The sequence below is a fragment of the Hydrogenophaga sp. YM1 genome (assembly GCF_016903055.1).
Classification (GTDB): domain Bacteria; phylum Pseudomonadota; class Gammaproteobacteria; order Burkholderiales; family Burkholderiaceae_C; genus Hydrogenophaga; species Hydrogenophaga borbori.
Map to the genome: position 1 here is coordinate 1,949,390 of NZ_CP070223.1, position 14,367 is coordinate 1,963,756.

The 14,367-nt window shown below is 76.1% G+C and carries 2 protein-coding genes; both read left to right on the forward strand.

Features of this window, described 5'->3' with window-relative positions:
• Window positions 1-7,611, forward strand: a complete 7,611-nt coding sequence (locus JNX00_RS09225) for a type I polyketide synthase (protein WP_204744763.1) — start codon at window positions 1-3, stop codon at window positions 7,609-7,611.
• Window positions 7,604-14,362 (forward strand): type I polyketide synthase, encoded by a 6,759-nt coding sequence (locus JNX00_RS09230; protein WP_204744764.1) that lies wholly within the window; start codon window positions 7,604-7,606, stop codon window positions 14,360-14,362. The genes JNX00_RS09225 and JNX00_RS09230 overlap by 8 nt, the downstream gene beginning before the upstream one ends.
• The last annotated feature ends 5 nt before the right edge of the window (window positions 14,363-14,367 follow it).

Sequence of the window (14,367 nt, forward strand, 5' to 3'; positions counted from 1 at the left end):
ATGAACGACGCAAGCCCCCCGGCCCCCGCTGGCGAACCCGCCCTGTCGCCCCTCAAGCGCGCCTTCCTCGCGCTGGAGGCGGCGCAGTCGCGCGTGGCCGCGCTGGAGGCCGCGGCGCGCGAGCCCGTCGCCATCATTGGCCTGGGCTGCCGCGTGCCCGGCGGTGGCAACGACGCCGACAGCTTCTGGCGCCTGATGCGCGACGGCGTGGACGCCATCGGCCCGCTGCCCGCCGATCGCTGGGACACCGAGGCCCTGTACGACCCCGACCCCGAGGCGCCCGGGCGCATTGCCACGCGCGCGGGCGGCTTCCTCGGCGCCATCGACGGCTTCGACGCCGGCTTCTTTGGCATCGCACCGCGCGAGGCCCAGGGCATGGACCCGCAGCAGCGCCTGCTGCTCGAAGTGAGCTGGGAGGCCCTGGAGCACGCGGGCCAGGCGCCCGACCGGCTGGAGGGCACGCGCACCGGCGTCTACATGGGCATGTGCAGCAGCGACTACGCCTACCTGCAGCTCATGAGCGGCGACCGCTCGCTGCTCGACGCGCATTTCACCTCGGGCATCGCCCACAGCATCGGCTCGGGCCGCCTCTCGTACCTGCTGGGACTGCAGGGCCCCAGCCTCACGCTGGACACCGCCTGCTCGTCCTCGCTGGTGGCCGTGCACCTGGCCTGCCAGGCGCTGCGCGCGGGCGACTGCCGCATGGCCCTGGCCGGCGGCGTCAACCTCATCCTCTCGCCCGACCTGTACATCGCGCTGTCGCACGCGCGCATGCTCGCGCCCGACGGCCGCTGCAAGACCTTCGACGCGTCCGCCGACGGCTTCGCGCGCGGCGAGGGCTGTGGCGTGGTGGTGCTCAAGCGCCTGAGCGACGCGCAGGCCGACGGCGACCGCGTGCTCGCGGTGATCCGCGGCAGCGCCGTCAACCAGGACGGCCCCAGCAGCGGCCTGACCGCGCCCAACGGCCCGGCGCAGGAAGCGGTGATCCGCGAGGCCCTGGCGCGCGCGGGCCTGCGGCCGCACGAGGTCGGCCTGATCGAGGCGCATGGCACCGGCACGCAGCTGGGCGACCCGCTGGAGGTGCAGGCCCTGGGCGCGGTGTTCGGCGCCGGGCGCGAACAGCCGCTGTGGCTGGGTTCGGTGAAGACCAACCTGGGCCACCTGGAAGCGGCGGCCGGCGTCACCGGGCTCATCAAGCTGGTGCTGTCGCTGCGGCAGCGGCAGATTCCGCCGCACCTGCACTTCAAGACGCCCAACCCGCACATTCCCTGGGACGATTTCGCCCTGCGCGTGCCCACCGCGCTCACGCCCTGGGAGCCCATCAACGGCCGCCGCATCGCGGGCGTCAGCTCCTTCGGCTTCAGCGGCACCAACGCGCACGTGCTGGTGGAAGAGGCCCCCGAGGCACCGGCGGCGGTGAACAGCCCCGCCGGCCGCCAGTGGCCGTTCGTGCTCTCGGCCAAGAACGACGCCGCGCTGGCCGCGCTGGCCGCGCGCTGCGCCGAGGCCTTCGCGGGCCGGCCCGACGAGCAACTGGCCGATCTCTGCTTCAGCGCCGCCGTGGGCCGCGCGGCCTTCGCGCTGCGCGCCGTGGTGCTGGCGCGCAGCGTGGCCGAACTGGTCGAGGGCCTGCGCGCCCTGGCTGAGGGCCGCGAGGCGCCGAACCTGCGGACCGCGCGCGTGCACCGCCGCGACCCGGCGCGCATCGCCTTCCTGTTCACGGGGCAGGGCGCGCAGTACCTGGGCATGGGCCGCGCCCTCTATGAGCGCGAGCCGGTGTTCCGCCGCGCGCTCGATGAATGCGCCGCCGGGTTGCAAGGCGCCATCGAGCGCCCCTTGCTCGAGCTGCTGTTCGACCCCGAGGCGCCGGCGAAGCGGCTCGACGACACCGGCTTCACCCAGCCCGCGCTGTTCGCCATCGAGTACTCGCTGGCGCAGCTGTGGATCAGCTGGGGTATCCGGCCCGACGCGGTGATGGGCCATTCGGTGGGCGAGCTCGTGGCCGCCTGCGTGGCCGGCGTGATGCCGCTGGACGCCGCGCTGCGGCTGATCGCCCGGCGCGGCGGGCTGATGCAATCGCTGCCCGCCGGTGGCCGCATGGCGGCCGTGTCCGCGCCCGAGGCCGAGGTGGCCGAGGCGCTCGCCCCGCGCGCGGCGCGGGTCGCCATCGCGGCGGTCAACGGCCCGCGCCAGACCGTGATCGCGGGCGCCGCCGCCGACGTGGACGCCCTGTGCGAGGGCTTCGCGGCGCGCGGCCACCGCTGCCAGGTGCTGCCGGTCTCGCACGCCTTCCATTCCCCGCTGGTCGAGCCGGTGCTCGACGCCTTTGAGCAGGCCGCGTCAAGCGTGCCGTTCGCCGCGCCGCGGCTGCGCCTGGTGTCCAACCTCACGGGCGGCTGGGCCGACCCGGCCGAGGTGACCCAGCCCCGCTACTGGCGCCGCCACGTGCGCGAGGCCGTGCGCTTCGCCGATGGCCTGCGCACGCTGGCCAGCGTCTCGCCCGACGTGTGCATCGAGGTCGGCCCGCACCCCACGCTGCTGCCGTTCGTGGAGGCCACGCTGGGCGCGGGCGCGCCCACCCTGGTGCCCACGCTGCGCAAGGGCCGCGACGACCTGGACCAGCTCGCCGAGTCGCTGGGCGGCCTGTTCCTGGCCGGCGCGCCGCTGGACTGGCGGGCCGTCTGGTCCTCGTCCGGCTGCCGGCCCACCGATTTGCCCAGCACCCCCTTCCAGCGCGAGCGCCAGTGGTTCCGCGCGCGCCCCGTGGCGCCCCGGTCCGCGGGCCGCGACACCGCGCACCCGCTGCTGGGCACGCGCCTGCGCGGCGCCTTGCGCGAGGTGGTGTCGTTCGAACAGCGCCTGCGCGCCGCCAACCTGCCGTACCTGGCCGACCACCGGGTCAACGGGCGCGCCATCCTGCCGGCCACCGGCTTCCTGGAAATGGCGCTGGCCGCCAGCCGCCAGGTCTGGGGCGAGGCGCGCGCGCTGCACGACGTGGCGATCGTCGAGCCCCTGGCCTTCGAGGGCGAGGAGGCCCGCACGGTGCAAGTCATCGTGCGCCGGCCCGAGGGCGAGGCCGCCAGCGTCGAGGTGCTGTCGCAGGCCGACGGCGCCGATGAGGACGCGTGGCAACGGCACGCGCTGGGCCGTTATGCCGATGCGGCCGAGCGCGCCGAAGCGCCCACGCCCGAGCCGCGCGAGGCCGTGCGGGCCCGCTGCACCGACACGCGGGACGGCGCCGCGCACCGCGAGGGCCTGCGCGAGCGCCAACTGGACTTCGGTCCCAGCCTGCACGGCGTGCGCCACCTCCACCGCCAGGACGGCGAGGCCCTGGGCGAGATCGAACTGCCCGCCGCCGCCGGCGCGGGCGACTACTTGCTGCACCCGGCCCTGCTCGACGCCTGCCTGCAGGTGATGGCCGCGGCGCTGCCCGCGCGCACCGCTGCTGGCCAGGCCTACCTGCCGATGGCGATCGAGCGCCTGCAGTGGCACCGCACGCCGGGGCCGCGGGTGACCAGCCACGCGCGCATCGCCGTGGGCGAGGGCGGGGCGGGGCTGCTCAAGGCCAGCGTCTCCGTCAGCGACGACCAGGGGCCCGTGGCCACGCTCGAAGGCATCGCGCTGCGCCCGCTGGGCGCGGGCGAGGCCCCGGTCTACGCCATCGAATGGCCGCGCGCGCCCGACGCCGCCTGGCTGCCCGCGCCCACCGAACTGGCGGCCTTGGCCGGCCCGCTGCTCGACGGCCTGGCGCGCGAGCACGGCCTGGACGACTACCAGCAGGCCTTCCTGGCGCTGGAGTCCCTGAGCGCCGACTGGATCGTGCGCGCCCTGGCCGAGCTGGGCTGGCGCCCCGCGGCCGGCGAGCGGGTCGAGGCCGCCGCGCTGGCGCGCGAGCTCGGCGTGGCGCCGCGCTACCACCGCCTGCTGCCGCGTCTGCTGGCCATCCTGGCCGAGGACGGCGTGCTGCGCGCCGAGGGCGGGGCCTGGACCGTGTTGCACTGGCCCACGCCGGCCGACCCGATGCAGCGCCTGCCCGCGCTGCTGCAGCGCCACCCGGCCGCGCGCCCGCGCTTCACGCTCACCGCGAACTGCGGCGAGGCGCTGGGCGGCATCCTGCGCGGCGCGGTGGACCCGCTGCACCGGCTGTTCCCCGACGGCTCGGCCGCTCTCGCCGAGGCCCTGTACCGCGACGCCCCCGAGGCCAAGGCCTACAACCAGCTGGTGCGCGAAACCGTTCGCGCCGCGCTGCGCCAACTGCCCCCGGGCCAGCGCCTGCGCGTGCTGGAGGTGGGCGGCGGCACCGGTGGCACCACCGCCTGGCTGGCGCCCGCGCTGCCCGCCGGGCGCTGCGACTACCTGTTCACCGACGTCGGCCCCTCGATGGTGGCGCGCGCGAAAGAGGCCTTCGCGGCGCACCGCTTCATGGCCTTCCAGGCCCTGGACCTGGAGCAGGACCTGGCCGCGCAGGGCCTGGACGGGCGCCGTTTCGACCTCGTGATCGCCTCCAACGTGGTCCACGCCACCGCCGACCTGCGCCGCACCCTGGGCCGCCTGCGCGGCGCGCTGGCGCCCGGCGGCACCCTGCTGATGCTGGAGGTGGCCGGCGACGAGCGCTGGATCGACATCACCTTCGGCCTCACCGAAGGCTGGTGGCGCTTCACCGACACCGATCTGCGGCCCCGCCAGCCGCTGCTGTCGCGCGAGCGCTGGCTGTCGCTGCTGGCCGAGACGGGCTTCGAGGCCGCCGCCATCGATGCGCCCGACCCGCGTTCGCGCGAGGTGCTGCTGGCCGCGCGAAAACCGGTGGAAGCGCTGGAGCCGATGCCCGCGGGCGGGCGCTGGCTGCTGCTGACCGATCAACAAGGCGTGGGCGATGCCCTGGCCGCTGGCCTGCGTGGCGCGGGCCAGGTGGTGGACCTGCGGCCCGCGAGCGCCGCCACCGGGGCCGACGCCGCCGCGTTGCGCGAGGCCCTGGCGGCCGCCGAGTGGCGGGGCGTGGTCCACCTCGGCAGCCTCGACACACCCCCGGCCCAGGCCGGTGCCGTGGTGCCTTCGCTGCGCGCCGGTCTGGGCTCGCTGCTGGACCTGGTGCAGGCCATGGGCGCCACCGCGTTCGCCACCGCCCCGCGCCTGTGGATCGCCACGCGCGGCGCGATGGCCGTCGATGGCGCCGACGCGGTCGACGCCGCGCAGGCGCCGACCTGGGGCCTGGGCAAGGTCATCGCGCTGGAGCACCCCGAGTGGCGCGCCAGCTGCGTCGATCTCGATCCACGGGCCGATGTGTCCGCGATGGCCGAGGGCCTGCTGCGCGCGCTGGCCACGGCCGATGCCGAGGACCAGGTTGCGCTGCGCGGCGGCCAGCGCCACGTGGCGCGCCTGGCGCCCTTCCCGCTGGCGGCCGCCGACGACGCGCCGGTGCGACTGGAAAAGGCCGCCAGCGGCGTGTTCGACGACATGGCCCTGCGCCCGATGGCGCGGCGCGCGCCCGGCCCGGGCGAGGTCGAGATCGCGGTGCGCGCGGCCGGCCTGAACTTCCGCGACATCATGAACGCCGTCGCCCTGCGCGACGACCCCGAGCCCCTGGGCGGCGAGTGCGCCGGGCGCATCGTGCGCGTGGGCGAGGGCGTCACCCGCTTCGCCGTGGGCGACGCGGTGGTGGCCACGGGCGAAGCCTGCTTCGCCAGCCACGTGACCACGCAGGAACGCCACGTGGCGCCGCTGCCGCGCGGCATGGGCTACGCCCAGGCGGCCACGCTGCCCTTTGCCTTCATGACCGCCTGGCACGCGCTGCACACGCTCGGCGGGCTGCGTCCGGGCCTGCGCGTGCTCATCCACGCCGGGGCCGGTGGCGTGGGCATGGCGGCCCTCCAGCTCGCGCGGCGCGCGGGCGCCCAAGTGTTCGCCACCGCCGGCAGCGAGCCCAAACGCGCCACGCTGCGCGCGCTCGGCGTCGACCACGTCATGGACTCGCGCACGCTGGACTTCGCCGACGAGGTGCTGCGCCTCACGCAGGGCCGCGGCGTGGACCTGGTGCTCAATTCGCTCGCGGGCGACTTCATCGCGGCCAGCGTGCGCTGCCTGGCGGCCGATGGCGTTTTCCTGGAGATCGGCAAGCGCGACATCTGGACGCCCGAGCGCTTCGCGCAGGAGCGCCCCCAGGCGCGCTACCACGCCATCGACCTCAACGCCCAGCGCTACCAGGACCCGGCCGCCGCCCAGGCCCTGTTCGAGCGGGTGATGGGCCTGGTGAACGCGGGTGAGCTGCGCCCGCTGCCGTACCACGCCTTCCCGCTGGCGCGCGGCGCCGAGGCCTTGCGCTTCATGGCCCAGGCGCGCCACACCGGCAAGGTGGTGCTCACGCGCCACGATCCGGCGCAGGCCTGCATGGAATCGCTGTCGCCCGAGGCCAGCTACCTGGTCACGGGCGGCCTGTCGGGCCTGGGCCTGATCAGTGCCATGCGCCTGGCCGAGCAGGGCGCGCGCCACCTGGTGCTGGTGGGCCGCCGCGCGCCCGGCGAGGCCGCCCTGGCCACGCTGGACGCCATGCGCGCGCTCGGTGTGCAGCTGAAGCTGGTGCAGGCCGACATGTCGCGCGCCGACGAAGTGGCGCGCGTGCTGGGCCTGATCGGCGAGGACCACCCGCTGCGCGGCGTCATTCACAGCGCCGGCGTGCTGGAAGACGGCGCCCTGCAGCAGCAGACCTGGGAGCGCTTCGCGCGCCCGCTGGGCCCCAAGGTGGAGGGCGCCTGGGCCCTGCACGCGCTCACGCGCGAACGGCCGCTGGACTTCTTCGTTCTGTATTCCTCGGTGGCCGGCCTGCTGGGCTCGTCCGGCCAGGGCAACCACGCGGCCGCCAACGCCTTCCTCGACGCGCTCGCGCTGCACCGCCGCGCGCAAGGCCTGCCGGGCCTGAGCATCGCCTGGGGCGCCTGGAGCGAGGTCGGCGCTGCCGCCGACCGCGCGGTGGACCAGCGCGTGGGCGCGCGCGGCATCGATGCGATCACGCCGCGCATGGGCCTGGACCTGCTGCAGACGCTGATGCGCGGCGAGGCCGCCAGCGTGGGCGTGTTCCCGGTGCGCTGGGAGCGCTTCCTGGACGCGGGCGTGCCGCCGCTGCTGGAGCGTTTCCGCGCCGCCACGCACGGCGAGGCACCCCGCGCGGCGAGCGCGCCGGCGCCCGCGCGCGGCGCCTCGCTGGCCGACGAACTCAAGGGGCTGCCGGGCGCGCAGCGCGCCGAGCGCCTGCTGGCCTTCGTCGGCGAGCACGTGGCGCGCGTGGTCGACGTGGCCGACGCCCGCCGCATCGACCCGCGCCAGCCGCTCAACGAACTGGGCCTGGATTCGCTGATGGCCGTGGACCTGCGCAACCGCCTGGGCAAGGACCTGGGCCTGGCGCGCGGCCTGCCCGCCACCCTGGTGTTCGACTACCCCACGCTGGACGCGCTGGCCGGGTACATCGGGCAGCTGTTGGCGCCGCAGGCCGAGACCGAAGCCGCCGCCGCACCCGTGCCCACGGCCAGCGGCGCGGTCGAGGCCATCGATGACCTGAGCGACGAGGAGATCGAGGCCTTGTTCGCGAAGAAGCTGCAGAGAAAGCAATCGGATGTCTGACTTCCTCGAACGCATCAGCCACTTTTCGCCCAAGCGCCTGGCGCTGCTGGCCGACGGGCTGCAGGAGCGCGTGACGGCGCTGGAGGCGCGGCTCGCCGAGGCCGGCGGCAGCGGCGCGCGCGAGCCGATCGCCATCGTCGGCATCGGCTGCCGCTTCCCCGGCGGGGCCGACACGCCCGAGCGCTTCTGGACCCTGGTGCGCGACGGCGTGGACGCCATCACCGAGGTGCCGCCGCAGCGCTGGGCCATCGACGACTTCTACGACGCCGACCCCGATGCGCCGGGCAAGATGAACACCCGCTGGGGCGGCTTCGTGGGCGACGTGGACGGCTTCGACCCGCACTTCTTCGGCGTCTCGCCGCGCGAGGCGCGCAGCATGGACCCGCAGCAGCGCCTGCTGCTCGAGGTGGCCTGGGCAGCGCTGGAGCACGCCGGCATCCCGGCCGATCGTCTGGAGGGCAGCCGCACTGGCGTCTTCATCGGGATGTCGGCCGGCGACTACTACCAGCTGCTGCGCGACGGCGGCAAGGAGAGCTTCGACGCCTACACCGCCTCGGGCATCGCGCACAGCATCGCCTCGGGCCGCCTGTCCTACGTGCTGGGCACGCGCGGGCCCAGCCTGTCGATCGACACCGCCTGCTCATCCTCGCTCGTGGCCATCCACGAGGCCGTCATGAGCCTGCGCCGCGGCGAGTGCGACGCCGCGCTCGCCGGCGGCGTCAACCTGATCCTCACGCCCGACGTCAGCGTGGCGCTGTCGCGCTCGCACATGATGGCCCCCGACGGCCGCTGCAAGACCTTCGACGCGCGCGCCGACGGCTTCGTGCGCAGCGAGGGCTGCGGCGTGCTGGTGCTCAAGCGCCTGTCCGACGCGCAGGCCGCGGGCGACAACATCGTCGCGCTCATCCGCGGCAGCGCGGCCAACCAGGACGGCCGCAGCAACGGCCTCACCGCGCCCAATGGCCCCTCGCAGGAGGCCGTGCTGCGCGAGGCCCTGGCCGACGCGCGCGTGGACCCGGCGCGCGTGGGCTTCGTCGAGGCGCATGGCACCGGCACCTCGCTGGGCGACCCGATCGAGGTGCAGGCCCTGGCCAAGGTGCTGGGCGAGCCGCGCCAGGCGGGCGATGCGCCGCTGCTGCTCGGTTCGGTCAAGGCCAACGTGGGCCACATGGAAGCGGCGGCCGGCGTGGGCGGCGTGATCAAGCTGGCCCTGGCCCTGCGCCACGGCCAGGTGCCCGGCCAGCCGCACGTGCAAACGCTCAACCCCTACATCCCCTGGGACGATCTGGCGGTGCGCGTGCCCACCGCGCTCACGCCCTGGCCCGGCGGCACGGGCCCGCGCCTGGGCGGCGTCAGTTCCTTCGGTTTCAGCGGCACCAACGTGCACCTGGTGATGGAGCAGGCGCCCGAACCCGCGCCCGCCCCAGCCCCCGCCGGCCCCGACCGGCCGCTGCACCTGCTCACCGCCACGGCCCGCCAGGACGGCGCGCTGCGCGCCCTCGCGGCGGCCTACGCCGAGGCGCTCGACGGCGCCGGCGCCTCGCTGGCGGACTTCGCCTACAGCGCCAACACCGGCCGCGCGCCCTTCGCGCACCGCCTCTCGGTGCTGGCGGCGTCGCCGCAGGAGGCCGCGTTGCGCCTGCGCGCCCACCTCGCGGGCGAGGACCCGCCCGGCGTGTTCGCCGCCACGGCCGGCGCGCGCGCGCCCAAGATCGCCTTTCTGTTCACCGGCCAGGGCGCGCAGCACGCCGGCATGGCGCGCGAGCTCTTCGCCAGCGAGCCGGTGTTTCGCGCCGCGCTGGAGCGCTGCGCCGCCGGGCTCGACGCCCAGCTGCCGCGCCCGCTGCTGGAGGTGCTGTTCGCGCCCGAGGCCGACGGCGCCATCGACGACACCGCCTTCACCCAGCCCGCGCTGTTCGCGCTGGAGTACGCGCTGGCGCAGCTCTGGCTGTCCTGGGGCGTGCGGCCGGCGGCGGTGATGGGCCACAGCGTGGGCGAATACGTGGCGGCCTGCGTGGCCGGCGTGTTCGGCCTGGACGACGCGCTGCGGCTGATCGCGGCGCGCGGCCGCCTGATGGGCGCCTTGCCGCGCGACGGCGGCATGCTCGCGGTGATGGCCGAGCCCGCGCGCGTGGCCGCGCTCATCGGGGCCTGGCCGCGCGAGCTGTCCATCGCCGCGGTCAACGGGCCGCAGAACGTGGTGGTCTCGGGCCTTCTGCGCGCCATCGAGGCGGTCGAGGCGCAATGCCAGGCCCAGGGCCTGCGCTGCTCGCGGCTCAAGGTGTCGCACGCCTTCCACTCGCCGCTGATGGAGCCCATGCTGGCCGAGTTCGAGCGGCTGGTGGCGTCGGTGGACCTGCGCGCGCCGCGCATCGAGCTGATCTCCAACCTCACGGGCCGCCCGGTGGGCGAGGCCATCACCCGGCCCGGCTACTGGCGCGAGCACGTGCGCGAGGCGGTGCAGTTCGCGCCCGCGGTGCAGGCGCTGGCGCAGGCGGGCGTCGAGGTCTTTCTGGAAGTGGGCCCGCACCCCACCTTGCTGGGCCTGGGCCAGGCCTGCCTGCCGGAAGGTTCGGGCGACGGCCAGCGCCATTGGCTGCCCTCGCTGCGCCGAGGGCGCGGCGACTGGGAGAGCCTGCTCGGCAGCCTGGCGCGCCTGCACGGCCTGGGCGCCGCCATCGACTGGGCGGCCTTCGACGCCGGCCGCGCGCGCCGCCGTGTCGCGCTGCCGGGCTACCCCTTCCAGCGCGAGCGCTACTGGGCGCCAGACGACCACGCGCCCGCGCGCGGCGCCGAGCCGCGGCCCGCGGTCCTGCACCCGCTGCTGGGCTGGGAGGTGGCGCAGTCGCTCACCAGCGACCGCCTGTTCGAGACGCGCTGGGGCCTGGCGGTCCAGCCCTGGCTGCGCGACCACCGCATCCTGGGCCGCTGGCTGTTGCCCTCGCCCGTGTACATGGAAATGGCGCGCGCCGCCGCGCAACTGCAGTTCGGCGACGGCCCCGTGGAGATCCGTGATTTCGTGGTGCACCGCGCGATGCCACTCGACGGCGACGAACCGGTGCGCGCGCAACTGGTGCTTGGCGCGCCCGAGGCGGGTGTGAGTGCCCTGCGCATCGCCGCCTTCGACGCCGAGGGGGGCGGCTGGCCGGTGAACGCCAGCGCGCGGCTCGCGGCCGCCACCGCGTCGGTGCCCGCGCACGAGGCGCCCGCCGCGATCGCGGCGCGCCTGGGCGAGGCCATCGACGTGGACCATTACTACGGCTGGCTCAAGACCCTGGGCCTGGAATTCGGCCCGCTGTTCCGCGGCGTCGAGTCGATCCGGCGCGGCGAGGGCGAGGTGCTGGCGCGTTTGTCCTGGCCCGACGGCCTGTCGCCCGAGGCCGGCCTGTTGTGGCACCCCGCCTGCCTGGACGCCTGCTTCCACGTCATCGGCGCCGGCCTGCCCCAGCAGGGGGCGACCCTGGACCAGGCCTTCCTGCTGCTGCAGGTCGACCGCATCCGCCTGGACCGCGCGCCGGGGCGCGCGGTCTGGAACCACGTGAGGCTGCGCCCCGGCGAAGGCCGCGACCCGGCCCGGGCCGAGACCTTCAGCGCCGACCTCACGCTGCTCGACGACGCGGGCGCGGTGCTGGCCCGGTTCGAGGGCATGCACTTCAAGCGCGCGCGGCCCGAGGCCCTGGCGCCGCAGGGCCGCGTGCCGGCCAGCGTGCGCCGCATGCTGCATGAGATCGTGTGGCGCGAGCTGCCGCCGAACGCGGCCGGCGCGGCCTCGCCCGCCGCCATCGCCCAGGCCCTGGGCCCGCGCGTGGACGAACTCGCGCGCCAGCACGGCCTGGACCGCTACGCCGGCTTCCTGCCCGAACTCGATGCCCTGGCCGCCGACTACGTGCGCCAGGCCCTGCATGGCCTGGGCCTGGACCCGCGTCCTGGCGAAGCCCTCGGCCCCGCCGCCGCGCTCGCCACGCGCCTGGGCGTGCTGCCGCGCCACGGCCGCCTGTTCGAGCGCATGCTGGGCATGCTGGTGGAAGACGGCGCGCTCGCGCGCGATGCCGGTGGCTACTCGGTGCGGCACTGGCCCGGGGCCGGCGACCCCGAGGCGCGGTACCACGATCTGCTGGCGCGCTTCGCCGACTGCGACGCCGAGCTGAACCTCACCGCGCGCTGCGCGCGCGAACTCGCGGCGGTGCTGCGCGGCCAGGCCGACCCGCTGGCCCTGCTGTTCCCGGGCGGCTCGCTGGCCGACACCGAGCGCCTGTACCAGCACTCGCCACCGGCCCAGGTCTACAACGCCCTCATCGCCGACGCGCTGGCGGCCATCGCCGCGGCCTGGCCCGCCGGGCGGCCCCTGCGCGTGCTGGAGATCGGCGCCGGCACCGGCAGCACCACGCACCACGTGCTCTCGCGCCTGCCCACGGCGAACCTGGACTACACCTTCACCGACGTGTCGCCGCTGTTCCTGCACCGCGCGCGCGAGAAGTTCGCCGCCCACGGCTTCATGCGCTACGCCGTGCTCGACATCGGCGCCGCGCCCGCCGGGCAGGGCTTCGCCGAGGCCGCCTACGACGTGGTGATCGGCGCCAACGTGCTGCACGCCACGCCCGACCTCGACACCACCATGGACCACGTGCGCCGCCTGCTGGCGCCCGGCGGCACCCTGGTGCTGCTGGAGGGCACCACGCCCCAGCGCTTCGGCGACCTCACCGTGGGCCTGCTCGAGGGCTGGTGGGCCTACGCCGACACCCAGCGCCGCCAGTACGCGCTGATGCCGCGCGGGGCCTGGCTCGATCTGTTCCAACAGCACGGCCTGGGCGAGCCGGCCGCGCTGCCCGGCGACACGCCACACCCCGTGCTGCAACAGCAGGCCGTGTTCCTGGCCCGCCAGCCGTTGGCCGAGGCCAAGGCCCACGCGGCGCGGCGCTGGCTGCTGCTGCCCGACGCGGCGGGCCTGCAGCAGGCGCTGGCCCGCGAACTGCGCGCGCGCGGCGACGAGGTGCGCGTGCTGGCCGAGGGCCCGGCCGGCCTGGCCGCCGCGCTGGGCGAGGGCCCCTGGCAGGGCGTCGTGCAGCTGCAGCCGCTGGACGCGCGCCTGGACGAGGCGCTGGACCCGGACGCCGTCGAACAGCAGCAGCAGCGCCTGATCGGCGGGCTGTTGCCCACGGTGCAGACCCTGGCCGCCCAGGCGGGCAGCGCCGACGGCGCGCCGGGCCTGTGGCTGGTCACGCGCGGCGCGCAGGCCGCGCGCGCGAACGACAGCGCCGACGCCGCCCAGGCCACGGCCTGGGGCCTGGGCCACGTGGTGGCGGTGGAGCACCCCGAGCTGCGCTGCGTGCGCCTCGACCTCGACCCCGCCAGCGGAGACGCCGAGGCGGCGCGCCAGCTGGCGGACGAACTGCAATCGCCCTCGCGCGAGGACCAGATCGCGCGGCGCGGCGGCGCTCGCCTGGCGCGCCGCCTGGTGCGCCACGACGCGGCCACCGCGCCGGCCGGGGGCCCGACGCGCCTCGCCGCCGACCGCGCCTACCTCGTCACCGGCGGCCTGCGCGGCCTGGGGCTGCGCGTGGCCGCGTGGCTGGTGGAGCGGGGCGCGCGCCACCTCGTGCTGATGGGCCGCCAGGCGCCCGACGCCCGCGCGCTGGCGGTGATCGAAGGCCTGCGGGGGCAGGGCGCCCAGGTGCTGGTCGCGCGCGGCGACGTGGCGCGCCGCGCCGACCTGCAGCGCGTGCTGGCCGAGGCCGCCGCGCTGGCGCCGCTGGCCGGCGTGGTGCACGCGGCCGGCGTGCTGGACGACGGCGTTATCGCGGCGCAGACCTGGCCGCGCTTCGCCACCGTGATGGGGCCCAAGGTGCGGGGCAGCTGGAACCTGCACACGCTGTGCCCGGACCTGGACTTCCTGGTGCTGTTCTCCTCGGGCGCCTCGGTGGCGGGGCCGGCCGGCCAGTCCAACCACGCGGCGGCCAACGCCTTCGAGGACGCGCTGGCCTGGTACCGCCAGGCGCGCGGCCTGCCCACCGTCAGCATCAACTGGGGCCCCTGGGCGGAGATCGGCGCCGCCGCCGACCGCCGGCTGGACAAGCCCGGCTCGCTGCGCGCCATCGCACCCGCCGACGGCCTGGCCGCGCTCGAGCACGCGATGCGCCGGTCCGCGCCCGGCGCGCTGTTCCCGAACGCCCAGCTGGCCGTGCTGGACAGCGATTGGGCGCACCTGGCCGACGGCGCGCCGCCGCTGTTCGGCGAGCTGCTGCGCGGGCTGGCGCGGCCAGGCCAGGTGCCGGCGCCCGGCCAGACCGCCGCCGCACCCGAGCCGTCCTTGCGCGAGCGCCTGGCATCGGCCGCCGCGAACCGGCGCAAGACCCTGCTGCGCGACCACGTGCGCCAGCTCACCGTCAAGGTGCTGGGCCTGCAGCGCGGCGAAGACCTGGACGTGACCGAACCCCTGCGCCAGCTCGGCCTGGACTCGCTGATGGCGGTGGAGCTGCGCAACCGCCTGGGCCAGGCGGTCGGGCGCACGCTGCCGGCCACGCTCACCTTCGACCACCCCAGCGTCGCGGCGCTCACCGAGCACCTGGCGCGCGAGGTGTTCGCCGATCTCATGCCCGCGGCCGGCGCGCCGGCGCCCCAGGTGCCCGTGCCCAACCCCGCGCCCACCGCCGCGCCCACCCCCGCGGCCGCTCCCGATGTCGGCTCCTTCGACGAGCTGTCGGAAGACGAGCTGGCCCAGCAGCTGATGCGCCGCCTCGACGGCCTGGGCTGAAGCGA

Coding starts and splice junctions, on each gene's coding strand:
- JNX00_RS09225 (WP_204744763.1), top strand. CDS start 1: ATGAACGACGCAAGCCCCCCGGCCCCCGCTGGCGAACCCGCCCTGTCG.
- JNX00_RS09230 (WP_204744764.1), top strand. CDS start 7,604: ATGTCTGACTTCCTCGAACGCATCAGCCACTTTTCGCCCAAGCGCCTG.